Annotated in this window: 23 protein-coding genes; 10 read left to right on the top strand and 13 right to left on the bottom strand. The window is 72.4% G+C overall.

Annotated elements, in window-relative coordinates; translation table 11 throughout:
* The first annotated feature begins 433 nt into the window (after window positions 1-433).
* The gene (locus KBX21_RS02580; RefSeq protein WP_210840891.1) at window positions 434-1,537 is read left to right on the top strand and encodes a sialidase family protein; all 1,104 of its coding nucleotides are present in this window, start codon (window positions 434-436) and stop codon (window positions 1,535-1,537) included.
* A 1-nt stretch (window position 1,538) separates the two neighbouring features.
* Window positions 1,539-1,823 carry a MoaD/ThiS family protein gene (locus tag KBX21_RS02575; protein ID WP_017542794.1) on the top strand — a complete coding sequence of 95 codons (285 nt, stop codon included), beginning with the start codon at window positions 1,539-1,541 and terminating at the stop codon, window positions 1,821-1,823.
* A 395-nt stretch (window positions 1,824-2,218) separates the two neighbouring features.
* Here KBX21_RS02575 and KBX21_RS02570 read toward each other — a convergent pair whose 3' ends face one another.
* A complete protein-coding gene (locus KBX21_RS02570; protein ID WP_307869133.1) occupies window positions 2,219-3,499 on the bottom strand; it encodes a DUF418 domain-containing protein in 1,281 nt (426 codons plus the stop codon).
* A 182-nt stretch (window positions 3,500-3,681) separates the two neighbouring features.
* On the opposite strand from KBX21_RS02570, the gene KBX21_RS02565 reads away from it, so the two are divergent.
* The 3 genes from KBX21_RS02565 to KBX21_RS02555 all read left to right on the top strand — a co-directional run bounded on the left by KBX21_RS02565 (window position 3,682) and on the right by KBX21_RS02555 (window position 6,699).
* Window positions 3,682-4,905, top strand: coding sequence for a sensor histidine kinase (locus KBX21_RS02565; protein ID WP_156208171.1), 1,224 nt, complete (start codon window positions 3,682-3,684; stop codon window positions 4,903-4,905).
* Window positions 4,902-5,552 carry a response regulator transcription factor gene (locus KBX21_RS02560; RefSeq protein ID WP_210840890.1) on the top strand — a complete coding sequence of 217 codons (651 nt, stop codon included), beginning with the start codon at window positions 4,902-4,904 and terminating at the stop codon, window positions 5,550-5,552. The genes KBX21_RS02565 and KBX21_RS02560 overlap by 4 nt, the downstream gene beginning before the upstream one ends.
* Window positions 5,553-5,685: 133 nt before the next feature.
* A complete protein-coding gene (locus KBX21_RS02555; protein WP_210840889.1) occupies window positions 5,686-6,699 on the top strand; it encodes a zinc-binding dehydrogenase in 1,014 nt (337 codons plus the stop codon).
* A 3-nt stretch (window positions 6,700-6,702) separates the two neighbouring features.
* Here the strand turns inward: KBX21_RS02555 and KBX21_RS02550 are convergent, their stop codons facing one another.
* Window positions 6,703-8,220 (bottom strand): SDR family NAD(P)-dependent oxidoreductase, encoded by a 1,518-nt coding sequence (locus KBX21_RS02550; protein ID WP_374225691.1) that lies wholly within the window; start codon window positions 8,218-8,220, stop codon window positions 6,703-6,705.
* A 175-nt stretch (window positions 8,221-8,395) separates the two neighbouring features.
* Between KBX21_RS02550 and idi the strand changes: the two genes are divergently transcribed.
* The 3 genes from idi (at window position 8,396) to KBX21_RS02535 (ending at window position 10,613) form a co-directional block, all read left to right on the top strand.
* Window positions 8,396-8,947, top strand: a complete 552-nt coding sequence (idi, locus tag KBX21_RS02545) for an isopentenyl-diphosphate Delta-isomerase (protein ID WP_049579658.1) — start codon at window positions 8,396-8,398, stop codon at window positions 8,945-8,947.
* Window positions 8,948-9,026: 79 nt separating this feature from the next.
* The gene (locus KBX21_RS02540; RefSeq protein ID WP_247665122.1) at window positions 9,027-9,869 is read left to right on the top strand and encodes a helix-hairpin-helix domain-containing protein; all 843 of its coding nucleotides are present in this window, start codon (window positions 9,027-9,029) and stop codon (window positions 9,867-9,869) included.
* 54 nt (window positions 9,870-9,923) lie between these two features.
* Entirely contained in the window at window positions 9,924-10,613 is a 690-nt protein-coding gene (locus KBX21_RS02535) for an HAD family hydrolase (RefSeq protein ID WP_210840887.1), read from the top strand.
* An 8-nt stretch (window positions 10,614-10,621) separates the two neighbouring features.
* Here KBX21_RS02535 and KBX21_RS02530 read toward each other — a convergent pair whose 3' ends face one another.
* The 8 genes from KBX21_RS02530 to KBX21_RS02495 form a co-directional block, all read right to left on the bottom strand.
* Window positions 10,622-10,921 (bottom strand): DUF6221 family protein, encoded by a 300-nt coding sequence (locus tag KBX21_RS02530; protein WP_049579667.1) that lies wholly within the window; start codon window positions 10,919-10,921, stop codon window positions 10,622-10,624.
* 103 nt (window positions 10,922-11,024) lie between these two features.
* Window positions 11,025-11,867: a glutamate ABC transporter substrate-binding protein gene (locus tag KBX21_RS02525; RefSeq protein WP_049579669.1), complete on the bottom strand. Its 843-nt coding sequence runs from the start codon at window positions 11,865-11,867 to the stop codon at window positions 11,025-11,027.
* 62 nt (window positions 11,868-11,929) lie between these two features.
* A complete protein-coding gene (locus KBX21_RS02520) occupies window positions 11,930-13,465 on the bottom strand; it encodes a hypothetical protein (protein WP_247665121.1) in 1,536 nt (511 codons plus the stop codon).
* Window positions 13,466-13,474: 9 nt separating this feature from the next.
* The gene (locus KBX21_RS02515) at window positions 13,475-14,176 is read right to left on the bottom strand and encodes an FHA domain-containing protein (protein WP_210840886.1); all 702 of its coding nucleotides are present in this window, start codon (window positions 14,174-14,176) and stop codon (window positions 13,475-13,477) included.
* An 8-nt stretch (window positions 14,177-14,184) separates the two neighbouring features.
* Window positions 14,185-15,534: a VWA domain-containing protein gene (locus tag KBX21_RS02510; RefSeq protein WP_210840885.1), complete on the bottom strand. Its 1,350-nt coding sequence runs from the start codon at window positions 15,532-15,534 to the stop codon at window positions 14,185-14,187.
* Entirely contained in the window at window positions 15,518-16,990 is a 1,473-nt protein-coding gene (locus KBX21_RS02505) for a PP2C family serine/threonine-protein phosphatase (RefSeq protein WP_210840884.1), read from the bottom strand. The genes KBX21_RS02510 and KBX21_RS02505 overlap by 17 nt, the downstream gene beginning before the upstream one ends.
* A 17-nt stretch (window positions 16,991-17,007) precedes the next feature.
* Complete coding sequence (locus tag KBX21_RS02500) at window positions 17,008-19,473, bottom strand: serine/threonine-protein kinase (protein ID WP_210840883.1); 2,466 nt, start codon at window positions 19,471-19,473, stop codon at window positions 17,008-17,010.
* Complete coding sequence (locus tag KBX21_RS02495) at window positions 19,474-20,727, bottom strand: hypothetical protein (protein ID WP_210840882.1); 1,254 nt, start codon at window positions 20,725-20,727, stop codon at window positions 19,474-19,476.
* 210 nt (window positions 20,728-20,937) lie between these two features.
* Here KBX21_RS02495 and KBX21_RS02490 point away from each other — a divergent pair, with 210 nt between their 5' ends.
* Window positions 20,938-21,135: a hypothetical protein gene (locus KBX21_RS02490; protein ID WP_049578385.1), complete on the top strand. Its 198-nt coding sequence runs from the start codon at window positions 20,938-20,940 to the stop codon at window positions 21,133-21,135.
* On the opposite strand, the gene KBX21_RS02485 is transcribed toward KBX21_RS02490, so the two are convergent.
* Together KBX21_RS02485 and KBX21_RS02480 are read right to left on the bottom strand one after the other, a co-directional pair.
* Window positions 21,132-21,668, bottom strand: a complete 537-nt coding sequence (locus KBX21_RS02485; RefSeq protein WP_210840881.1) for an AAA family ATPase — start codon at window positions 21,666-21,668, stop codon at window positions 21,132-21,134. The two genes, KBX21_RS02490 and KBX21_RS02485, sit on opposite strands and share 4 nt — an antisense overlap.
* 129 nt (window positions 21,669-21,797) lie before the next feature.
* Entirely contained in the window at window positions 21,798-22,949 is a 1,152-nt protein-coding gene (locus KBX21_RS02480) for a macrolide family glycosyltransferase (RefSeq protein ID WP_210841018.1), read from the bottom strand.
* Window positions 22,950-23,164: 215 nt separating this feature from the next.
* Between KBX21_RS02480 and KBX21_RS02475 the strand changes: the two genes are divergently transcribed.
* Complete coding sequence (locus KBX21_RS02475; RefSeq protein WP_049578390.1) at window positions 23,165-23,479, top strand: putative quinol monooxygenase; 315 nt, start codon at window positions 23,165-23,167, stop codon at window positions 23,477-23,479.
* A gap of 46 nt (window positions 23,480-23,525) precedes the next feature.
* Here the strand turns inward: KBX21_RS02475 and KBX21_RS02470 are convergent, their stop codons facing one another.
* Entirely contained in the window at window positions 23,526-24,359 is an 834-nt protein-coding gene (locus KBX21_RS02470) for an HdeD family acid-resistance protein (protein ID WP_210840880.1), read from the bottom strand.
* Window positions 24,360-24,547: the final 188 nt, after the last annotated feature.

Here is a 24,547-nt window from a genome sequence, read left to right as displayed (position 1 = left end):
GGACGGTGGTCCCGAAACGGACCGAGAGACCGAAGGAGCGGGATGTCTTCCGGGCTGGATGACGGGATGTGACCGGCGTCCCGGGGTTTGGAGGAACCTCGGAGCGAACACCGGTTGGCCCGGGAGTTTATTGCAAAGTGATCTGGTACCGACAACCGCCTTCCACTCGCCGCGGAACCCTTGCCCGGAAAGGGTTCCCTCCACACGGAACTTATCCCTCCAACGGGGCCACCATTTCCCCGAGGTGCGAATTCGCCACCCACGGCAAATCGTTCGGGTTCCTAACTATTCACTGACCGAGGCGTCCGCAACCCCCTCCTGACGCGACTTTGACGCTTCCCTCACCCTCCCCGCCGGGTCGGCCCCGCGCCTTCCGGCGAAGGTCGCCCCCCTGTGCCAGAGTGGAGACCTGACTCACACCTTGGAGTTCGTCATGGCATATCTCCTGGTCATCGGCACGCGCAAGGGGTTGTTCACGGCCCGGAGCGAGGATCGGCGCACATGGGAGGTGACCGGCCCGCACCGGCTCGACGAGGCCAACGACGCGGGTATGAGCCCCGTCTACACGGTCGGGATCAACCCGCGCACCAAGCGGCTGCTCGCCGGGACGGAGAGCTGGCACTTCGGTCCGAGCGTCTGGCACAGCGACGACCTCGGCGCGACATGGACCGAACCGCCGTCCCCACCCATCGCCTTCCCCGAGGACACCGACGGTTCGCTGACCCGCGCCTGGCAGTTCGCCTTCGGCGCCGACCCGGACACGGTGTTCGCCGGGGTGGAGCCGCACGCCCTGTTCAGGTCATCGGACGGAGGCGACAGCTTCGAGCTGGTCCGCTCGCTGTGGGACCACCCGCACCGGGTCAACTGGATGCCCGGCGCCGGTGGCGCCGCCATCCACACGGTCCTGCCCGGCACGCTCGGCGCGGGTCGTCAGTCGCCCGAGGCGATCACCGTGGCCATGTCCACGGGGGGTGTCTACCAGAGCGAGGACGACGGGGCCAGCTGGACGCCGACCAACCGGGGTATCTCCGCTGGTTTCCTCCCCGACGAGGAGCCCGAATACGGCCAGTGCGTGCACAAGGTCGCCGCCGCCCCGGACGGGTCGTTCTACGCGCAGAACCACCACGGGGTCTACCGCAGCGCCAACCCGGCCGTGGACGGCTGGAACCGGATCGAGGAGGGGCTGCCCACCGACTTCGGCTTCGCGATGGTCGCCCACCCGCACGACCCGGACACGGCACTGAACTTCCCCGTGATCAGCCAGGAGGTCCACCTCCCGGCCGGGTACCGGCTGGGCGCCTACCGCACCGAGGACGGGGGGAGGACCTGGCGGGCGGTCAACGAGGGCCTGCCCGAGGAGCCGTACTTCGGGATCGTCCTGCGCGACGCCGCATGCACGGACGGAGCGCGGGTGCCCGGCTTCTACTTCGGCACCCGTTCCGGGGACGTCTACGCGACCACCGACGACGATGACCGCTGGAACCTCGTCACCGCCCACCTGCCCGACGTCCTGTGCGTTCGGGCCACGGAGGTGTGAGATGCGGGTGACCGTGCACCTGACCAGCGTGCTGCGGGTCGACGCCGAGGGCGCCACCCACGTGCCGCTGGAGGTCGAGGACGGCACCGAGCTGCGCGGTGTGCTGGACGCGCTGGCCGCGCGCCATCCAGGCCTGGACCGTCGGATCAGGGACGAGCAGGGAGCCCTGCGCCGGTACGTGAACGTGTTCGTGGACCAGGACGAGTGCCGTTCGGTGGGCGGCCTGGAAGCGCCGGTCCACGACGGCTCGGACGTCCGACTGCTGCCCTCGGTGGCCGGGGGCTGAACGGACGCGGACGCCCCGGAGCAACACTCCGGGACGGCCCCGAACACCGGGGGCGAGTGCGCCCGGGATCCGACCCCCGGTGTACGTCTGCTGGGGGAGGGCCGCCCGTACGCGTCGCTGGTCCCGTCCCGGGTGAGTCGGTCACCGGCGGCCTCGACTCCCGGAGCGCGCTTCCCGTGCTCCACACACGCGTGTGCCCCGGTGGTCTCCTCCAACGCGGACCCGGTCCCCGGTGGTCTCACCTCCTGGAGGGGGCGGCCATCCCGGTGCGGGCAGGCGTGACCCTCCCCGGAGCGACTCAATCCCTGGCGGCCTCGGCCCGGTCCCCGGTGGTCTCGCCTCCTGGAGAGGGTGGCCGTCCCGGTGCGGGCAGGCGTGACCCTCCCCGGAGCGACTCAGTCCTTCGAGACCTCGCCGGGGTCTCCGGGCTGCCCGGTGGAGTCCTGTCCGCCGACGACCCGCCCGAGTTCGGTGGGCGCGGACGTGACCGCCTCCGGGCTGCGGCGCATCGGCATGGGGCGCAGGTAGGTGAGGCCGCGCCAGATCCACTCCAGCGGCCCCAGTCTGAAGCGGACCAGCCACCAGCGGGCGAACAGGGCCATCACCACGAAGTAGGCGGCGGCGATCCCGTACTGCGCCATGAGCGGGATCTCGCCCTCGAACGGCTTCATGGTCAGCAGGAACACGGCGGTGCTGCCCAGGTACACGGTGAGGGTCATCCGGCCCAACGGAGCCAGCGCGCCCAGGGCGCGGGCACCGGTCCGGTCCCGCCTCACCAGCCACCAGACCAGGCCCAGGAAGAAGAGGGCGCCGCCCAGTCCGCCGAGGCTCGCGCCGAAGGAGACCATCATGTCCGACCCCGGGGAGACCACCGGGACGCCGTCGGGACCCATCACCGGGATGCCGTCGGAGTCGAACTCCATGGGGAAGAACAGGTCGGCGCCATAGAGGGCCAGCAGGCCGAGCACCTGCCCCACCAGTCCCGTCCACATCATGCGTGCCGGGAGCCGGGTGGGCTCGTCGGCGCGCTCGGGGTCGAGTTCGGGTCTGCGGGCCAGCCACACGCCCACACAGAAGAACCCGAGGGTCTGCGGGATGAGGGTGACCAGGATGTCCAGCTGGCCGCCCGGGAACAGCGTGCCCAGACCGAACTCGGCGACGGGGGCCGTGGCGAACAGAGCCACCGCGAACCACAGGGGCCGGATCCCCCGCCCGGCCAGCAGGAACGGCATCAGCGGGGCGAGCACCAGCGCGGTGAGCGCGTAGTGGGTGAGGATGTCGCCGTGGAACACCAGCAGGTGCGGCACCCCGAAGAGCACCCCCAGGACCACGTAGCGGCGGAGCATGACGGCCATCGGCCGCCCCCCGCGCCGGGTCGCGGACCGCCAGGCGAGGACGGCCCCCACCCCCAGCAGCACCATGAGCAGCGCGCGGGCCTTCCCTGACATCAGCAGGCCCAGCGCCCCGTCCACGACCGACGCGAGCGTGCTCTGCTCGACCTCTCCGAGGCGCTCGGCCGCGAAGACGACGGTGGGCGCGTTCATCGCCACCACGCCGATCATCGCGAGTGCGCGGGCGACGTCCAGCAGGGCGACCCGTCGCGCGGGTCCCCCGTCAGGTGCGCGCCCTGGCGGTGCGGTGGCCGGGGCCCCGGCCGGGGTCGATGCAGTGGTCACTGGTCCTCCCTCATGGTCGGGACCAGCGTCCCCCGGCGGCCCCTCGCCGCACATCGACCGATCAGTCGAACCCCCGGGGGCACCGAGTCAGCCTTTCGGCCCACCCCCGCCCCCCACCACCCGCCGCGCGTCGTCCGTTCGACCGATGCACGGCCGCCGGACCACGGCCTAGCCTGGTCACCATGCTCCACACCACGGCTCTGAACAGGCTCTCCGCCACCGCTGACGGCCGGTCGCGCCTGTACCCCCTCCTGGTGGCGTTCGCCCTGACGGCGGGGATGATCCTGCTGTGGGTCGCTGATCTGCGGACGGCGCTGGCCATCCCCACGCACTCGGACTGGATGGGACCGCCGACCTCCGCGATGGACTTCGCGGCCTGCGTCTCCGGCGCTCTCTGCGTGCTGCTGGTCGCCCTGGTCGCGCGGCCCTCGGCCGGTCCCCTCGCGACCCTGGCCGCCGGGGTCGTCGCGCCGGTGGCCGTGATGTTCGTGTCGGTGCTGCTGTGGCCCCTGCCCAAGGGCATCTTCGGCTTCCCGATCGCCCTCTCCGAGGCCGTGGGGATGCTGGCGATCCTCGCCCTGGCCGCGTATCGCTGCCGCGGCTGGCAGATCACGGTGGTGATGGTCCTGACCTTCGTCGCCGCCTACTCCGACTACCTGCGGGAACCCTTCGAACTCGAACCGACCGCCGCGCTGCTGGCGGTCGTCGCCGGTCTGGTTCCCGGCCTGTACCTGCGCTGGCGGCGGGCCGAGCGCACGGCCGACGTGGAGCGCGTCCGCGCGACCGAGCGGCTGGCCATCGCCCGCGACCTGCACGACGTGGTGGCACACGAGGTCACCGGGATCGTGGTGCAGGCACAGGCCCTGAGGCACATCGCCGAGCGCGACCCCGAGGCGGTGCGCGCGGCCCTGCCGGATATCGAGGCGGCGGGCACCCGGGCCCTGGAGTCCATGCGGGGGATGGTCAGCCGCCTGCGGGAGCCGGGTGAGGCACCGCTCGCCCCCGGCCCGGCCGAGGGGCTGGACGCGCTCGCGGCCCCGGCCGCGCCCGGGCGCCCCGAGGTGGCCGTGCACGTGTCAGGGCCGGTCCGGGACCTGCCGCCGGAGGTGGGAACGGCGGTGCTGCGGATCGCCCAGGAGTCGGTGACCAACGCGCTGCGCTACGCCCGGGGCGCCACCCGGGTGAGCGTGGTGGCCACGGTCCTGGACAGCGAGGTGGAGGTGCGTGTCCAGGACGACGGCCGGGGCTCCGGGCTTCCGGTGGGCGGCGGGCACGGGCTGGTGGGCATGGCCGAGCGCGCCCGGCTCCTCGGTGGAGAGCTGTCCGCGGGACCCGACGGCGTGGGGCAGGGTTGGACCGTGCGGGGAACCATCCCCGCCCGGCGCGGAGGGGACGGTCAGGGTTGACGATTCGGGTGCTGCTCGCTGACGACCAGCAGATGGTGCGGACGGGGTTCCGCTACATCCTCGACGCCGAGGACGGGATCACGGTGGTCGGGGAGGCGGGTGACGGGGTCGAGGCGGTCCGGCTCGCCGAGCGGCTGCGCCCGGACGTGGTCCTCATGGACATCCGTATGCCGGGGATCGACGGGCTGGAGGCCACCCGCCGACTGGCCGGGCCGGGGGTGGCCGACCCGCTCCGGGTGGTCGTGGTGACCACCTTCGACCTCGACGAGTACGTGCACGCGGCGCTGACGGGCGGCGCGGTCGGGTTCCTGCTCAAGGACGCGGGACCGGCGCTGCTGATCGAGGCGGTGCGGGCCGCCGCCCGGGGCGACGCGATGGTCTCCCCGCAGATCACCGTGCGTCTGCTCCAGCACTTCTCGACGGCCCGGGCACCCCGGCGGGACCTCGCCGAGAGCGGGCTGACGGCCCGCGAACTGGAGATCGTGCGCACGGTCGCGCGGGGGCTCACCAACACCGAGGTGGCGGCGGAGCTGCACGTCACCGTGAGCACGGTCAAGACGCACCTGGCCCGGGTGCAGGAGAAGATCGGGGCCCGCAACCGGGTGGAGGTCGCCGCCTGGGCGTACCGCGGCGGCCTCATGGACTGATCCCGCTCGCTTGACGAAAAAGTGAGCGGGTTCTGACCCGTGAGGCCCGTGTCGTCCCCGTGGGCACACCCACACCAACCGTGATGATCGGTGAGGAAATGGGCACCTGCGACACGACTGCGAGGAACGACCTATGGCCACCATGCGTGCGGCCCGGCTGAACATCACCGACCGAACCCTCACGGTCACCGACGTCCCCCGGCCCACCCCCGGCCCCGGCCAGGTCCTCGTCCGAGTTCGGGCGGCCGGTGTGTGCCTGTCCGACGCCCATCTCGTCGGCGGCGGTCTGACCCCGCTCCACCTCAAGGGGGACACCGTCACCCTGGGGCACGAGGTCGCCGGGGTGGTCGAGGAACTGGGCCCGGAGGTGTTCGATGTCCGGGTCGGCGACCGGGTGGCCCTCCAGGCCGGTGAGCCCGACCGGCACGGTCAGGTGCTCACGAGGGGCGTGGACTACGACGGCGGGTGGGCCGAGTACGCGCTGGCCAGCGAGTCCACGGTGGTGCCCATCCCGGACGAGCTGCCCTTCGAGCAGGCCGCGATCATCCCCGACGCCGTCTCCACACCCTGGGCCGCCGTGACCGCCACCGGTGACGTGCGCCCGGCCGAGGCCGTGGCCGTGTGGGGCGTGGGCGGCCTGGGCGCGCACGCCGTACAGCTCCTGCGGATGGTGGGGGCCGCCCCGATCATCGCCGCCGACCCCGACGAGCGCGCCCGTGCGCGCGCCCTGGACTACGGGGCGGACGTGGCGCTGGACTCCACGGCGCCGGAGTTCCTCACCCGGATCGGCCAGCTCACCCACGGGCGCGGTCTGGACGTCGCCTTCGACTTCGCCGGGGTCCCGATCGTGCGCGAACAGGCCGTCCAGGTCCTCGGCGAGCACGGCCGCCTGGTGCTGGTCGGGCTGACCGACAAGCCCTTGGAGGTCCGGGACGGCTCGCGGTTCAGCTACCTGCGCCAGCAGGTCCTGGGCCACTACGGGTCGGATCCGGAGCACGTGGTGCAGCTCGTGGACCTGGTCCGGGCGGGCCGCCTGGAGTTCAGCCGCTCCGTCAGCGGGAGGTTCCCGCTGGAGGAGGCGCGCCAGGCGGTGGACCGGCTGGAGAAGCGGGTCGGCGCACCGGTCCGCCTGGTCCTGGAACCCTGACGCCTACCAGTTCGAGGGCCTGTAGTCCTTGAGGAAGCAGCCGTGCAGGTCCTCGCCGAGCTCGCCGCGCACGATGGGGTCGTACACGCGGGCCGCGCCGTCCTCCAGGTCCAGGGGCGCGTGGAACCCTTCGGCGGCGATCCGCACCCGGTCCGGGTGCGGCCGCTCGTCGGTGATCCACCCGGTGTCCACGCTGGTCATGAGGATGCCGTCGGTCTCCAGCATCTCCTCGGCGCTGGTCCGCGTGAGCATGTTCAGCGAGGCCTTGGCCATGTTGGTGTGCGGGTGGCCGGGCCCCTTGTACCCGCGCCCGAACACGCCCTCCATCGCGGACACGTTCACGATGTAGGTGCGCCTCGCGGAGGAGGCGGCCATCGCGGGGCGCAGCCGGTCCACCAGGAGGAAGGGCGCGCTCACGTTGCACAGCTGCACCTCCAGCATCTCCACGGGGTCGACCCCGCCGATCCGCTGCGTCCAGCTGTTGACGGGTGCCAGGTCGGGCACCAGGCCGCCCGCGTCGATCGCGCCCGCCTGGTGCGCCCGGTCCGGGTGCGCCGCGCCGGTGGTCAGCGCCAGGGAGGTGAGCATCTCGGGGGTCAGCGTGTGCGGCGCGACCTCGGCCACCTCGGACTCGGTGGCGCCCTCCAGCTCGCGGGGTCGGACCCCGCCGAGCACCAGCGGTTCGGGCAGGCCCTCCCCGGTCAGCGGCTGGGACTCGGCGGCGATCAGCGGCGCGTAGGAGCCCGGCGAGCGGCGCACGGTCTGCGCGGCGTTGTTGATGAGGATGTCCAGCGGTCCCTGCTCGGCCACCGAGTCGGCCAGCCGCACCACCTGGCCGGGGTCGCGCAGGTCGATGCCGACCACCCTCAGCCGGTGCAGCCACTGGTCGCTGTCGGGCATCGCGGCGAAGCGGCGCACGGCGTCGTTGGGAAAGCGCGTGGTGACGGTGGTGTGGGCGCCGTCGCGCAGCAGCCGCAGCGCGATGTACATGCCGATCTTCGCGCGGCCGCCGGTGAGCAGGGCCCGCCGCCCGGTGAGGTCGGTACGGGCCTCCCGGCGCTGCCTGTTGAAGACGGCGCACTCCGGACAGAGCTGGTGGTAGAAGGCGTCGACCTCCTGGTACTTCTGCTTGCACACGTAACAGGGGCGGGCCTTGCGCAGCACCCCGGCGAGCTGACGAGCGGCGTCGTCGGCGTCACCGGTCCCCTCCGCGCCGTCCTCGCCGGAGGCCAGGGCGCGGCTGGTGAGCGCGCGGCCGTTGGTCTCGTCGTCGATCCGGTCCGGGGCGGCCGTGGCGGTGGCGGCGAACACGGCCTTGTCGTGAGCGCTGCGGGCGGCGTTGCGCTCCTTGCGCCGTCGCTCCTTCAGGGCCTTGAACAGCCGGGCGGTACCCCGCTGGAGCGTCAGGGAGTCGTCGTGGTCGACGGGCAGCCCCTCCGCCTCGGCCAACACCTCCAGGCACACCCGAAGCCTGTCCGGGTCGATCCCGTCGACCGTGGTCCGCGTCACCGTTTCCGTCACCACTGCATCCCGCCGCTGTTCCTGGTGGCCTCCTGCCGGGCCACCAGGAACCCTATGCGCACTCCGGGACCGGACGGTCGGTGCGAAGCGGTCACGGGGACAGGCGACCATGGGGGGTGAGCCAGCACTGGGAATCGACGCGTGGGGCCCTGGCGCCACGGGCAGGGAGAGTTTCGTGAGCCAGCAGACGGCCGCCGGCGACGGTGCGGAACGCGAGTTCGTGGTCCTGCTGGACGAGGCGCACGAGCCGGTGGGGGTGGCCGACAAGGCCCTCGTCCACACCGAGCACACCCCGCTCCACCTGGCCTTCTCCTGCTACGTGCTGGGACCGGACGGCCGGGTGCTGCTCACCCGCCGCGCCCTCGGTAAGACCACCTGGCCCGGTGTGTGGACCAACAGCTGCTGCGGCCACCCCGCCCCGGACGAGTCCATGGAGGAGGCGGTGCGCCGCCGCGTCCGCCAGGAGCTGGGGATCGAGCTGACCGAGGTCACCGAGGCCCTGCCGGACTTCCGGTACCGCGCGGTCTCCGCCGAGGGGATCGTGGAGAACGAGTTCTGCCCGGTGTTCTGGGCCCGTACCGAGGACACCCCCGTCCCGGACGCGGACGAGGTCGCCGAGTTCACCTGGGCGGCCTGGCCGGACGTGGCCACACTGGCCGAACGCACACCCTGGGTGATCAGCCCGTGGGCGGCGGAGCAGATTCCGCAGCTCAACGCCGCCCGCTGACCCACGGCGGGGACTCCGCGCGCCTCCTCGCGAAAACCCTGCACATCGCGGCGGGGAAAGAACGTCATAAGCTTGGGCAATGTCGAACACATCCCCTGGCCCCGGGTGGCATCCCGGCGGTCACGACCCCCAGCGACAGCACGCCGATCACGGAGAGCGACGACTCCCTCCGTACCCGCCGCACCACGTGCAGCCCGGCCCTCCGCCCCGTCCCCCGCAGCCGCCGAGGGCTGCCAGCGACATCAGGCCCGGCGGGATGGGCTTCCTCCTCACGAACCTGCTCACCTGCGGCGCTCTCGGCCTGTTCACCTTCGGCTACGTGGCGATCCGCCACAGGTCCGCCGTGGCCGGGGTCCTCGCGGCGCTGTGCGTGCCGCTCCTCGCGGTGTTCGGTTCGAGCGCCGAGGGCAGCGTCCTGGAGAACGTCAGCGCGGGCCTGCTCGTCGTCTACTCCCTCTGCGCCACGGCCTACCTGTTCCACGACATCTACAGCGTGAACTCCAAGCGGAACCGGAGACTGCGCGGCGAACCGGTCGGCGCCGCGCCCACCGGCCCGGCCCCCACCTCTGCGGCTGGTGCCCTCGCCGGCCGGGGCAACTCGGAGCTGCGCGCGATGGCGGCCGACCGCGCCCGTCGGCGTGAGGAGTCCCGGGCCCTGCTCGCGGACGACCCCGCCCTGGCCCGTGAACTGGGGATCGGCCGACCCGACCTGCGCACGGGCTACGACGACGGCGGCCTCGTGGACCTCAACCGGGCCTCCGCCGAGGCGATCGCCGACCTGCCCGGCCTCACCTCGGAGCACGCCGAGGCCCTGGTGACGGAGCGTTCGTCCGCCCCGTTCGTCTCGCTGCCGGACGCGCTCATCCGGGCCCAGCTCCCGGCCCACCTTGAGGACGACATCTCCGGCTACGTCGTCTTCTGATCCCCGCGGCGGGGTAGATAGCAACCACACGCCCCCACCGAGTTGGAGCGCCCCGTGCCCCCTCACGCTCACGGTCCCGTCCGTCCCGCCGCCCTCGTCCTCGACGCCCTCGACACCCTCTTCCCGCTCGGCCCGCTGGAGTGGCGGTTCCGTGAGGCGGGCATCCCCCGGGTGCTCATGACCCGCTGGTGCGACCACCTGCTGCGGGACGCCTTCGCCCTGTCCCTGCTGGGCGGGGAACGCACCTTCGAGGACGTGGCCCGGGGGTCCCTGCGGGACATCACCGGGAACCAGATCGCCCCGGCCGCCGAGGACGTGATCATCAACGGCATCGCCCGGCTCGAACCCCGCCGCGAGGCCGCGTCGGCGCTGGAGGCCGCCCACGAGCGGGGCGTGCGCACGGCGGTGCTCGGCCACGGCGACGGCGAGCAGGTCCGCCTGCTGCTGGAACGCTCCGGTCTACCGCTGGAAGCCCTCGCCGGAGGCGACGGTCCGTCAGCGTGGAAACCGGCCCGCGAGCCGTACCTGGCGGCCGCGCGCGAACTGGGGGTGCCCCCGGAGCGGTTGGGGCTGGTCACGGCGCACGGCTGGGACGCGGCGGGGGGCCGCCGGGCCGGACTGGTGACGGGATGGTCCGCGCACCTGGAGGGACGGTTCCCGTCGGTCTTCCCCAGCCCCGACGTCGAGGGTCGGGACCTGGCCCAGACAGTGGAACGACTCCTCGACCTCCCCGAGCCCGCCTAGTCGGGGGGCTACTCCTCCCAGCTCCGGTCGTACTGGGGGTGGCCCCGGTACACGGACGCCAGGTACTTCACCGCGAGCCGCCAGGCCAGCAGTTCCGACCACGGGTCACCGCCGACGTTCGCCGCCGGAGAGGAGGGGTCGACGATGCGCATGCTCGCGTCGTGCGCCTCGGTGTAGCCGCGGACGATCCCGCGCTTGGCCGCGACCTCGGCCAGCGCCCGTTCCCGGCCGCGTGACCCCACGGGGACGGCCCTGGACGCACGTTCGTCCTCGTCCAGACGCGCCTTCAGGAACTCGACGATGGTCAACGGACAACTCCTCTTCTCTCCCCCCAAAGCCCCCTGCGGGGATCAGTATCTGACATAAGCCCCTCCTGGGCCACTCGGTGACCCCTCCGACCGCCCACGACCCCTACGCACAACCCTCGAACTGGGGCACGTCCGTGACCAGCTCCAGGTCGGTGTCTCCGAACCAGCGGTTCAGGCTCTCGCCGGCCTCACCGCTCAGGTACATCGTGTCGATCGCCCTGTTCACGGCCTCGCAGCCCGCCACGTCTCCGTTCGGCAGACCCACCCCGTACCGCTCTTCGGTGAACGGCTTGTTCACGAACTCGAACGCTTCCGGGTCCTCGTCCAGGAACCCGGCGAGGATCAGGTCGTCCGTGGACACGGCGTCGACCTCGCCCGCTCTGAGCATGTCGACGCAGTCACTGTAGGTCTCCGGCTTCTCGACCTCGGCCACGTCGATACCGAGGCCCTCCTCGACCCGGCTGGCGGAGTTGGAGCCGTCTCCCTGACAGATCACCCGCCCCTCCAGGTCCGCCACCCCGTTCACGCCCTGCTCGCCCCTGCGCACCAGGATGTCCTGCCTGGCCACGTAGTAGGGGCCCGCGAAGGTCACGTCGAGCTTGCGTTCCGCGGTGATGGAGTAGGTCGCCACGACCATGTCCACGTCACCGTCCACCAGCCGTTCCTCGCGCACGTCGGACGTGATGGGCACCAACCGCACGTCCTCGATCCCCAGCTCCTCGGCGATGTGGTTCACCACGTCCACGTCGAACCCCTCGAACTCCTCACCCTTCCTCAGCCCCACGCCGGGCTGGTCGGCCTTGACCCCGACCGTGATCGACGTCTTGTCAAGGAGGGACCGCAAGGGCGGGTCCTCCCCTCCCTCCGCCGAACAGGCGGACAGCGCCATCACCGCCACGGCACACAGAGCCGCCACGGTCCGGCCGCGGCCTCCTCGCCACCACATCGACCCGCTCCTCGTCTCTCGGGGGGTTTCGTCGCGTACGGACGAACCGGCGCCCGCCGCGCTCACCGGTACTCGGCCAATCGGGGGCGGACCCCCGCCACGACCAGGGCGAAGAGCGCGAGGGAGCCGACAGGCAGCCCCAGTGCCCATGGGGACAGCGCCGACCCGCCGTCGCGGATGCCCGCGTCGAACTCGTTCGTGTGCGCGCTGACCAGCACGTCCAGCGCGTCCGTGTGCTGGCGGAACAGCCCGTTCTCGGTGTCGGCCACCCGCATGCGGATGTCGATGGCCCGCGCCGTGTCACCGTCGGCGACGGCCTCACGCAGGCTCTCGTCCGCCTCCTGGAGCGCGACGAAGGTGGAGAGCACCTCCTCCAGGGCGTTCTCCGCGTCATCGTCCTCCAGCAGCGCCCGCTGGGCGTCCTCCCCCAGGTAGCCGAGGGTGCCCGGGTCCTCCTCGTCGGGTACCCCGGACCCCGGCAGTTGCGGGTAGGCGCCCGGGATCTGCCCGACCGCCTCGTAGTAGTCCGGCAGCGTGCTGACCGGGCGGAAGAGCACCTGCTGGGCCCGTTCCAGGTACACCTGCCGGTACGTGTCGGCGTGGTCGTCGTCGATCAGGAACCGGCTCTGGTCGGCCTGCATGTCGGTGGCGATGGCCTTGGCCCGGGACAGCGCCATGGCGGCGTCCATCCCGTCGTTCTTGGCGCGGTGCTCGTGGGCCGCGCTGACGCTCAGCGCCAGGACTGCGCCGACGGACAGCACCACCGCCCCGGCCGTGGCCACCAGCAGCGGGGCGTTGAAGCGGCGGCGGAAGCGCACCCGCAGGTAGAGCTGGAGGGCGAGGAGGGACGCCACCGTCACCACTCCCACGACGGCGACCACCACGCGCCCGCCCGTCACCGCGCCGCGGCCGTCCTCGTGGCTCTGCCGCACGATCGCCGAGGACTCCAACCCCAGGTTGAAGGCCTTGGGCAGCAGTTCGGTGTGCATCCGCTGGGTGGCGCTGCTGTACTCGGCGAGCGCGTCGGCGTCCACCTCCCCCGGGGGCGCCTGCGCGTCCCCGTTGATCAGGAGCGCCCTGCCGACCTCCTGCTCGTAGGCGCCCATCCCGTCCATGAGCGCCTGCACGTTCTCCCGCGCGTTCTCCTGAGCGTCACCGTCCTGGGTGGTCAGCGACGCCACCTGGAGCAGGGCCTCGTTGGCCTCCCGACGGCTGGTGACGTAGCGGTCCATGGCCGCCTCGCGCCCGGACCCGAGGTCGTGGTCGGTGCCCATGAGCAGGACGTCCGCCACGCTGGCGTCCATCGCCGCCAGGTTCAGGTAGAGGTCGGTGGTGTTCATGGCCTGCCGCCCAGCGCCCTCGTCCAGGACCTCCAGGCCGCCACGGGCCTGGTTGAGCGTCACCGACGCGGAACCGAACAGGCCCGCGACGGCCAGCACGCACAGCAGGGTCAGGGTCCACACCCGGGCGGGCGTGGACCTCGTCGACGCCCGCACGCGCGGCCACCAGGTGCGGAGGCGTCGTCCGGGCACGGCCGACGGCGGTGTGGGGGCGCCGCTCTCCGGGCGCCTGGCCGGACGGCCGGGGTCGGGGGGCATCAACGGGGTTCACCCCTTCTGGATGATGATGACGGTCCATGCGCCGACGTAGATCCGGTCACTGTCATTCAGGGGAACCTCCACGTTGTGGGGGATGGGGTTGGCCGTCCCGTTGATGGTGGTCCCGTTGGTCGACCCGGGGTCGAGGAGCGACCAGGTGTCACCGGGGCGGGCCAGCAGGACCGCGTGGATGTGGGAGATGGCCGGGTCTCCCCCGGGCCCGCCCAGGTCGATCTCCGGGGTGAACCCCCTGGACTGGCTGCGACGTCCGACGTGCACACGGTCGCCCTGGAGACTCACCCGGCGCGGCTTGCCCCCGGAGGGGAAGTTGATCCGGCTCGGGTCGAGCATGCCCTGGTTGACCATGTACTGGTAGTAGGCGGGATCGGCCGCGACGACGGCGCGCCACAGCGCGCCCATGGGTGGGCTGTGCGGCGTGGAGGGCTGCCGCTGGTGGCTCCCGGACTGGGAGGCGAAGGCGAAGTCGTGGCCGCACTCCTCACAGAAGCGGCCCGCCCGGGACGTGCCGCACTCCGGGCAGGGGCCGCCCCGGGTCGCCGGTCGGGGTCTGGGGGGCGCCCGGTGGGGGTTGGGCGGGGTCGCGCTCGGGGGGTGAGTGGGGGGCGGTACCGACAGGGCCTGAAGACGCAGTCCGCAGACGTCACAGAAGTCGTTGGCCGTGGAGTGGTGCCCCGACGGGCAGCTCGGCATGGTCCCTCCTACCCGGATCCGGGGGCGCCGCCGGGTGCCGGTCCACCCGGGTGGGGGCGCGTCCGTACGGTCCGGGTCGAGTTGGTGTCGAGGGTCATCTCGTCGACCTTGTCGACGCTGGTCCTGAGCCGCACGGTTCCGGTGGCCGCGTCGACGACGTCGACGACGCGGTCGAGGAGCCTCGCGGTCTCCTCGTTGCCCGACTCGTGTGCGAGCGCGACGGCCCGGCCGAGCCTGGTGGTGGCGGTCGCGTCGTCCCCCTCGCGACGGGCGTCGAGCCCGTCCTGGATCGCCTGGGCCAGTTCGACCTGGCCCGTGTAGTGGGCCACCCGGGGGTTGATCTCGGTGGCCCTGTCCTCGTCCGACGTCCATTCGGTGAGAATGTTCCCGGAGGCGAGGACCTGGTCCTGGGCGTCGCCCTCTCCGGGCAGCACCACCCGGACCCAGCCCGCGCGCAGCTGGCGGCCCGGGTCGCCCGGCCGCACCTCCACGCACACGTGGTAGTCGCGGCTCTCCGTCCCCCAGGAACCGGTGGGGTAGTCCCCGGCCTGGGCGACCCGCTCCACGGCCCGGTGGGTGAGGTCCCGGACGGTGGGCGCCACCTGCTTGACGTAGCGCACCACGGCGTTCTGCGGGGTCCACAGGCGCAGCGCCACGTCGGCCACCGCCTTCCCCATGGAGGCCTGGGCCATCGCCCGGAAGTCCGCCTCCAGATCGGCGGGGTCGGCGACGATGCCGGGGCCGCCGCCGAGCAGCGCGGCGTCGATACGGCGCAACTCCTCCACCTTCCAGTCGGTGCCCACGCCCCGGCAGTCGCACACGAAGCTGCCCTCGAGCCGTTGGAGCACCCTCTCGAAGACCTCGGACATCTCGTTGTTCTGACCGTCGGTGAGCAGGATGGCGTGCCGGATGCCGTCGCCCGCGGTGTCGAAGAGCTCGGCCGCCCTGAGCAGCCAGTTCCCCATGCGCGTGCCGCCGTCGGCGCGGAGCCGTCCCACTGCCTCGAGGGCCGCGGCCCGGGTCGAGGCGTCCACCTCCACCAGGCGGGCGGACTCGGGGAAGACCATCTCGGCCTCGCGGTGCCCGGCCACGACGGCGAAGCGGACCCCGTCGCGCAGGGTCTCGATGGCCGCGCGGGCCGCCCGCTTGGCCGCGTTGATCTTCTCCCCGTACATCGAGCCGGAGGTGTCGACGATGATCACCTCCGAGGCCCGCACCGACGAACCCACCAGCACGGGGCTGTTCGAGGTCACGCTCACCACGGCGTGCACCTCCGTCCCGCCCAGCGGCAGGTACGGGTTCTGGTCGATCTCGACGCGGAACTCGGGCTCGGCGGAGCGGTCAGACCTGTCCGGCACGGGGACCCCCTTGGTCGGTGGGCACGGGAACGACGACGACGGTGATGTTGTCCTTGCCACCGGCCCGCAGCGCGAGGCTGACGTAGGTGCGGGAGGCCTCCCACGGTGCGCTCGACGCCCCCGGCACCGCCTCGGTCAGGTCCCGGGCCTCGGGGTAGTAGTTCCACAGGCCGTCGCTGCACAGCAGGACGGCCCCGGGCCCGGTCGGAGTGACGGTGGAGATGTGCGCGTCGATCTCCCCCGAGTCCGCTCCCATCCAGGCGATGAGCGCATGGGCGTTGGCCGAGCGCATGGCCTCCTCCCGGGAGAGGGCGCCCATCTGCACCATCGCCTCACTCCAGGAGTCGTCCCGGGTGAGCAGGGCGGAGGCGCTGGAGGCCGGACCACCGGAGATCCAGTAGGCGCGGCTGTCACCGACCCAGCCGACCGTGACGGCGCCGCTGACCGGGTCCACCACCGCGGACACGAAGGTGCAGGCCGGGGCGGAACTGGGTGAGTCGGCGATCGCGGCCACCGCCTCGGCCGCGCGGGTCATCGCGGTGGCGGTGGCCTCGCGCGGGTCCGCGCCCCGTCGCACGCGTTCGGCGAGCACGGTCGCGCCTGTCTCGGCGGTGACCCGGGAGGCCTCGTCGGAGCGGGGGGAGCTGGACACCCCGTCGCAGACGACGGCCACGACGGTCCCGGCGGCGTGCGGCGCGTCGTCCTCGACGACCCGGACGGCCATGGCGTCCTCGTTGCGTCTGTGCCGCAGGCCGCGGTCGCTGACGCCGAAGGCTCGCGGGGTGCGCACCTCGACGTGGTCCCGGCCGGTGGGTTGGAGGAAGCCGCACTTCTCGCAGTACCCGTCCGCGACCCGTCCGGGGCACCACACGCACAGGTCGGGGTCGTCCACCGAGACCGGTTCACTGCCCACGGCGGGCGGCGGCCAGTCGGGGACCACGCTCGGCGACGGTGACGGCTCGGCGGGGGCGGGGTCCCGGCGCACCGGCTGGGTGGCCTGGGAGTCGACGTCGTCCCAGTCCGACCCCGGCGCCTCGTCTGCGCTGGACGAGACGGGCGCGGCGGACGAGACGGGCGCGGCGGACGTGGCGGACGCGGCGGACGTGGCGGACGCGGCGGAGGCGGCCGACACAGTGGGGCCCGACGCGGAGACGGCGGGCGCGGCGGACACGTCGTCGACGGCGCCTTGCAGGCTCACCTGGGGCGCGGTGGGGGCGCCCTCGGCCGGGACCAGCCCGGGGCGTTCGACCGTCACCGTCTCGTCCTCCGCGGACACGACCCTGCGGAAGGTCCCGGTCATGCTCGCCTGTGGCGTGGTGGGGACGCGGTCGGGCGGGCCGCCCTTCCCCACCCCGGAGCGCGCGTCCACCGGGAGGGTACGGCCGCAGCCCTCACAGTAGAGGTCGCCCTTCGACACCGTTTCGGCGCAGGCAGGGCAGGTCCGTACCTCGGTCATCGCCGTTCCTTCACTTCTCACAGCAGTGTCACGGGGCGGAGGGAGTTCGCCCTGTCGATGAGCTCGTGGCGTTCCGGCGTCCGGCTGGAGCGGTGGGCCAGGGCCCGGTACCGGCGCTCCAGGTTGGCTCGGACGCCCTCCTCGGTGAACTCCCCACCGAGGAGCCGCTGGCCGGCCGGGGCCGCGCCGCCCGCCCGCAGCCAGCCCAGGGCCGCTTCGAGGACACGGGTGGCGAGCCGGTCGGCGGACTCGCTGTCCAGCCCGATCCGGTCGAGTCGTTCCCCCGCGCGCACGTGGTCGGCGCCGTCGGTGGCGCCGGTGGCGAGCGCGGCGATCAGCGCGGTCTGGGCGTGGACGTACAGGCTGGACAGCTCGGGTACGGCGTCCAGGACCCGGATGGCCGCGGCCCGGTCGCCCTGGGCCAGCCTGACCCTGGCCAGTCCGAAGGCCGCGCTCACGTACGAGTGGTCGGTGGACCACACCGTGGAGTACTGGCGGGCGGCCGTCTCCAGGTCCCCGGTCCGCTCACAGGCCAGCGCCAGACCGAGCTTGGGCGCCACCTCCCCGGGGAGGTGGTCGAAGAGCTCGTCGAAGTGCCCCCGGGCTCCCTCGAAACTGCCGGAACTCAGCTCGGCGACGGCGAGGTACCACATCGTCCGCCAGTCACCGGGGATCGCGGTGCTGAACTGCTGGAGGGCGTCCAGGGCCTCGCCGTGCCTGCCGACCGTGATCAGGGCCCGGGCGAGCATCAGGAGGGTCTCGGGGGACGGCGTCTGGGCCGCTCGCAGGGTCGGGATGAGTTCGGCCGGGGACATGCCGCCGAAGCTGCGCAGGAGCTGGGCCGCTGGGTCGGACGGGTCGATGAGCGGGGCGGGCAGCATCCCCGCGGACTCGGTGGGCGGTGGCGGACTCAGCATGCGGTCGGCGTTGTGCGTCCCCACGTCGGAGACCAGGGTGAAGCTCTCACCGCCGAAGAGCACCGATGCCGCCGGGTGCGGGGTGCCCTCGATGTCGGACAGGACCTCGCGGAGCACCCCGGTGAGCTGGTCGGCCATGTCCCCGGCGTCGTGGAAGCGGGCCTCCAGGTCGATGTTGGTGGCCCGGCGCAGGAAGCGGTCGTAGGACTCGAACCGCTGGAGCAGGGGCACCTCGTGCCGGTCGGGGATGCTGTGCGGGTGCTGGCGCATGAAGCTGAAGTGGAAGCTGAGCACGGCCAGGGCCCGGCCGACCGAGTAGAGGTCGGCGCTCACCGTGGGGCCCGGTCCGCGCAGCTCGCCCTCGGGCACCCGGTAGCCGGGGGTCGTGTAGACGGGGCTGAGCGTGTCGTCCATGCGCCGGACGCCACCGAGGTCGATGAGCTTGATCAGCTCCTCGCTCTGGATGACGTTGTCCGGCTTGAAGTCGCAGTAGAGCAGGCCCCTGGAGTGCAGGTAGCCCAGGGCGCGCAGGCACTCCAGGCCGTAGGCGATCACCTGGCCGAGGGGGAGGACCTCCTCGGCCGAGCCGTTCGCCCGGCGTTCGACCAGCAGTTCCCGCAGGGACTTGCCGCCCACGTACTCCATGACGATGTGGCCGCCCGGGATTCCGGTGCGCGGATCCGGGTGCTGGGAGAAGTTGATGATCTTGACGATGTTGGGGTGCTCGACCTCGGAGAGGAACGCGCGCTCCGCCGCGGCCGCCTTGTGCGCCTCGGCGTCACCGGCGTTGAGCAGGCCCTTGAGGACCACCCAGCGGTTGTTGACGTTGAGGTCACGGGCCAGGTAGATCCACCCGAGGCCGCCGTGGGCCAGGCAGCCGAGCACCTGGTACTGGCCGCCCACCACGTCGCCCTCGACCAGCTTGGGGGTGAAGGAGAACTGGGTTCCGCACTGACGGCAGAACCCCTCGGTGCGGCCCGGCTGTTCACCGCGCGACCGGCCGACCTTCTCGGAGCAGTTGCCGCAGAACCGGTTCTTCTCCGACACGACCGGGTTGGTCATGATCGCGTCGGAGGGGTTGTGGGCCGGGACCAGGGGGACCTGGAGCAGGCCGAGGCCGAGCATGCCGCGCCGGGCGCCGCGGCCGGATCCGCCGCTCCCGCTGGGCGAGGTACCGATGGTCCCGGAGCCGCTGCTCGGTCCGGACCGGCCGGACAGGCGGATGTTCCCCGAGCTGATCGGGTGGGAGTGCACGGCCGCGTCGTCGCCGTCGGAGTCCCGTGTGGAACCTCCCGAGGAGGCACCCGAGGAGGGGACGGACGACGCGTCGGAGCCGCCGACGGACCACCGCCGACCGGGGGCCCGGTGGGGCGCGTAGGAGGGCTGGGTCCGCTCGTCGACGGGGTCCTGGTTCCGGACGGCCGCGCGCCGCGGTCCGGACACCGGCGGACGCGGCGCCGTTGGGGTCGGGGAGGGAGGACGTACGCCCACCGGGGCCAGTCCGCACACCACGCAGAAGCCGTCCTCGATCTGGCCCTGGCAGCCGGGGGAAGTGCACATGGTCATCTAGGTCACACCACCATCAGTCTCGCCGTCAGACGCCCCGTATCCCGGTCTGGTTCTGTCGTCCGGGGAATCGCTTCCCGAAAGTTCCAGAAGCGACCTCTGGTAGGCGGAGAGCGCCCTGGTGGCCGCTCGCAGGTCGCAGGGGGCCTTCCACAGTTTCCAGTGCGCGCGGCCGTGGAGTCCGGAGAGCCGTTCGTGCTCGGCCAGACCGAGGCGGACCGCGCGGGCCCGGTAGGCGTCCAGACGGCCGCGAAGCTCGGCCCGGCGCGCGAAGAGCTCCGAGAGGTTGCGCTCGCACTCCTGTGCGGCGTCGCTGGCCTGGTGCACGTCGTGCTGGACCCGGCCCAGACGGGCGCCCAGACCCCGCCAGTCGCTCCGGGAACGCAGGAGGTCCATCTCCAACAGGGCGGCGCGCAGCCCCGGAACCGGGTCGGGGACGTCCATGGCCCCGGGTTCGGAGATCTTCGCCACGACCCGTTCCCGCAGTGCACGCGCGCGCCGGAGGGCCTGCTCGACGTCGTCGATGGCCGAGACCAGGCGGGCCACGCTCTCGGAGTAGGAGTCGCGCATCCTCAGCGCGTCGCGGAGTTCGCCACGGGTGCGGGCCAGGAGTCCCCGGAGGTGGTCCAGTGACGAGGTGTCCACACGGGCCTCGACGACCAGGACGAGCGGGTCCCGGCGAACGGTCTCCCCCACCCGGACAAGCTGTCGGCGCAGACCCTCGTGTTCGTCCTCGCCCAGTTCCACCTGGTCCGAGAGGGTGCAGACCTCCTGCCACATGGTCTCCAGCTCCGCGAGCCGGGGGTGCAGGACGTCCCAGGCGGTCTCCACCGCCGAGATGACCTCCGTGGCCTTGTCGTAGTCGGCCGACATCCGCGCGATGGCCTCGGCGATGGTGACGCGTTCGGAGTCGGGATCGAGCAGACCGCGTTCGAGCAGGGGTCCGCGGTCCAGCGGCAGGGTGACGGACTGGCCCCTCAGCAGGAAGGCGAGTTCCCTCTGGGGATCCTCGCCGCCGAGTTCGCGGACCAGGTTCGCGCGGTCCAGCACGAGCGCGAAGGCTCCGTGAACCGTCCACAGGCTGTGGAGGTGTGCGGCGGCGTGCTCCCAGCGTTCACGGGTACCGCCCTCGAGGTCGGCGTCCCTGAGCAGCCGGTGTCCCACGTGCTGGTCCAGGTCCGCGAGACGGAGCTTGATGCGGTCGGCCTCGCCCCGCACATGGTTGATGGCGTGGTCGAGAACCTCCCAGCTCATCGGCGTCACCTCGGGATCCGCGTCCCTGCCCACCCGACGAAACACCTCCAGCGGACCGCGGACCGCACCGATTTCTCCCGTTACCTAGGACAAGAGTGTGGCCGCGCCCACTCCGAACCACAAGGGACTCCCGCGTTTACGGCCACGAGCGGCCACAAACGCAACACACATGTCATCTCAGGTATCCCGTCCGCTGGGTACGACAACGGCATGGACAGAACAGAGGAAGAGTTCCCCGGTATCGGCGCCCCTGCACGCAGGGCCCTGAACCGCGCCGGGTACACGCATCTGGAACAGCTGGACGGGGTGAGTGAGACCGAGCTGCTGCGGCTGCACGGCATGGGCCCCACGGGCACCGACATCCTGAGCGACCTCCTGAACGCCCGCGGCATGTCCCTTGAGCCCTAGCCGTCCAGGTGGTCCAGGAGGAAGCGTGCTCGGTCGGCGACGGGGACGCGGGGCAGGGTGACCAGTTCGTACCCGCAGGCCGGGTAGGCCTCGCACATCGCCTCGAAGGTCCGTTCGGCCTCCTCCGGCGACTGGTGGCGTTCGGTGTCCCCGGCGAAGATCTCCGGCCAGGGCGGGGCGACGAACACCGTGCGCCGGTAGCGGAACGCACGGGTGGCCGCCCACAGGTGTGCGGGCACGGGCAGTCCCCGCAGGCGGTGGTACCCGACCAGGTCGGGGACGCCCCGGTCGCACAGGACCAGCCCGTCGTGCTCGGCGGCCTCACGGTGGGATCGCATCTCCCACGCCAGCATCAGCTCGGCGAAGAGGGCGTCGTCCCGCCAGGCCAGGCCGGGTCCGTCGATCTCCCGCTGGTCGCGGATGATCGCGCGACCCGCCTCGACCGTGCGCCGGTGGCCGAGCCCGGCCAGATGGTCGATCAGCGTCGTCTTGCCCGAACCCGGGCCGCCGGTGACGACGACGAGGTGGTCCATCGTGGTTCCTCCTGGTGACTGGTGATGACGGCCGTCGTGGAGCGGCCCGGAGTCCTGGTGGAACGCCACCGCGGTGCGCCGTGCCCGAGTGGGCGCGGCGCACCGCGTTGGTGGGGGCGCCGTCCCGGACTACTCGGCGGCCTCGGCCTCGATGAGGTCGGCCGCGTACGAGGCGCCGCCGTCCCGGAGCCGGGCGCTGATCGCCGCCAGGCGCGCGGCCACCTCCGGGTCCGAGGTCAGGTCCAGCAGGGCCGAGCGCAGTACCTCGGCCGTGGCGTCCGCCGAGTCGATCCGACGGGCCACCCCGGCCGCCTCGAGGTGGTCGGCGTTGTCGAACCCGTCCGTCGCCTGGGGCACCGCGATCATCGGTGTGGCCGTGTACAGGCCTTCGCTGGAGCCGCCCATCCCCGCGTGGGTGACGAAGGCGTCCGCCTGGCGGAGGACGTCCAGCTGCGGCACCCAGGAGTGCACCTCGACGTTGGCGGGGACCTCGCCCAGCTCGTCGATGCCCACGAACCGGCCGACCTGGAGCACCACGTGCCAGCCCGGCAGGTCGCCGAAGGCACGCAGGCACTCGCGGTAGAACCCGGGCAGCCGGGTCAGGGCCGACCCCATGGACACCAGCAGCACCCGCTCGGCCCCCTCGGGGCGCCGCCAGGTGCCCTGGTCCCCGCGCGCGCCCAGGCACGGGCCCACGAAAGTGACCGCGTCCGAGACCGTGTCGGCGAAGGGCTGCATCTCGCGCGGGATCAGGGCCAGGGCCCGGTCCGGGGCCCCGGCGAAGCTCGCGTGGTCCAGCCCCGTGACCCCGTTCTCGGCCAGCCAGGCGTCGAACTTCGCGAAGTGCTCGGTGGCGCCGGGCCGCGCGCGCAGCCACTCCATGACGGTGTCCCCGTGGTCGGCCCAGGCCACGTAGGTGGGTGAGAGCTGGACGGTCGGGACGCCCCAGTTGACGCCCAGGACCCGGGCGGCGTACCCGCCGATGTCGTACAGGAGGAGGTCGGGACGGTCCTCGTCGTAGGCGTCCCGCAGAACGGGCAGCACGTTGATCGCGTCGTCGAGGAAGACGTCCATCCCCTCGACGGGGTCGTCGGACCACTCCTCGTCGCCGGTGGGCAGCGTGGTGGTGAAGCGGACGAGTTCGGCGCCGGTCGAGGCGATCAGCTCGCCGACCCGGTCCACGGGGTCGTTGGCGTAGGTGACCCGGTGGCCGCGGTCGACCAGCTCCCGGATGATCTCCAGGCTGGGCAGGACGTGGCTCACGGCGGGGACACCGACCATGGCGATGTGAAGGCGGCGGGTCAAGGTACTTCTCCAGAGGATCGTCTACGGGTAGGACTGGGGTGCGCCGGTCCCCCGAGGGGACGGCGCGGGGCGTCGTGGACGCCGGGTCCTAGCCGTAGATCTGCTGGAAGTACATGCGCGCCAGGTTAGGGCAGCCCTGCCCGGACGTCCAGCGCTTTTTCGAGGCCACCCCCCGCCAGGAAGGACCCCACGTGACCGCTTCCCCCGTCGCACTGGTCATCTCGATCCGCGCCCTGCCGGGCCGCCGCGAGGACTTCCTCGCCGGGATCTCCCGCAACGCCGCGCACGCCCTGCGGGAGGAGCCCGGCTGTTGGCGCTTCGACGTGGTCGGCGACCCCGGGGACCCGGACGCCTTCTGGGTGTACGAGGTGTTCGCGGACGAGGCCGCGCTGGCGGAGCACCGGCGGTCCCCCCACTTCCGGGCATGGCAGCAGGAGAAGGCCGCGCTGGTCGTCCCTGGCAGCCAGGTCGACCGGCGCGGCCCCCTCCTCGTCAGCGGCGGCTGAGCCGCCCGTGGCCCCGGCTCCGGGCTCGGGCCACGGTTCCCCGGCCCTACGGGGTCCCGGGGTCGTTCGGGCCCTTCTTCGGGGCCCTGTGGCGTCCCGAGCGGGGCGAGGCGGTCTCGTCGTCCCCGGGCGCCTGCTCGGTGTCGCTCCCCTCGCCCCGGTAGCCGTCGGTGTAGCCGCCCGCGTACCCCTCGTCGAACGCGCTCACCGGACGCTCGGCGTCCTCCCCGGTGGCGGCCGTGGCACCGCCCGCCCCGTCGAGGTCCGCGTCGGTGTCGGCGTCCGCGGTGGCGACGGTGTCCTGCTCGCTGGTCGACCGGACGCCGCCCGTGGCGCCGCGCAGCTGGAAGCCCGCGACCGCCATGACCACACCGAACACGATCGCGTACACACCGACGACCAGCATGATCGCCTCCGCGCCCGCCAACGGCCAGAACCACATCAGGAGACCGAAGATCACCGAGAGGGCGCCGACGAAGATCAGCAGCCACTCGGAGCTGATGTGGGCGCGCAGGCGCACGGCGGTGACGATCTCAGCGACACCGGTGACGATCGCCCAGGCGCCGATCAGGAAGACGATGGCGATGATCGCGGCCATCGGCCAGGTGAGGGCGAGCAGACCCAGGACGATGCTCAGTCCGGCCTGGACGCCCAGCGACAACCGGCTCCCCGGTGTGGCGCGGTAGGCGGTGAACGCGAGCGCGACCCCGTCCACCAGCGCGAAGACACCGAAGATGATCGCCAGGGCCAGCAGGCTCGCCCCGGGCCAGACCAGGGCCAGCAGACCGAAGACCACCGCGACCACACCGCGTACGACCAGGACCCACCAGTGACGGCTCAGTTCTCCGAGTATGTCGCCTGTCAACGCGTACCGGACCATGACCAGGCCCCCTTCCTCGTGTGGTCCCGCTCGTGTGCGGGGTCACCCTCTGCCACTTCCCTTAACGTCGCATACGGATGACAGAAAGTACGCAAAATACACGGCAAGGGAGGTTCCTCACCTGGAACTGGGACGCCCGGCGCGCACTCCACACAGACCCTGGAAAACGAACGCCCGCCCTCGTCAGT

The sequence above is a fragment of the Nocardiopsis sp. B62 genome (genome assembly GCF_018070675.1).
In the GTDB taxonomy this organism is placed as follows: domain Bacteria; phylum Actinomycetota; class Actinomycetes; order Streptosporangiales; family Streptosporangiaceae; genus Nocardiopsis; species Nocardiopsis prasina.
This window is presented reverse-complemented; position numbering and strand designations above follow the sequence as displayed.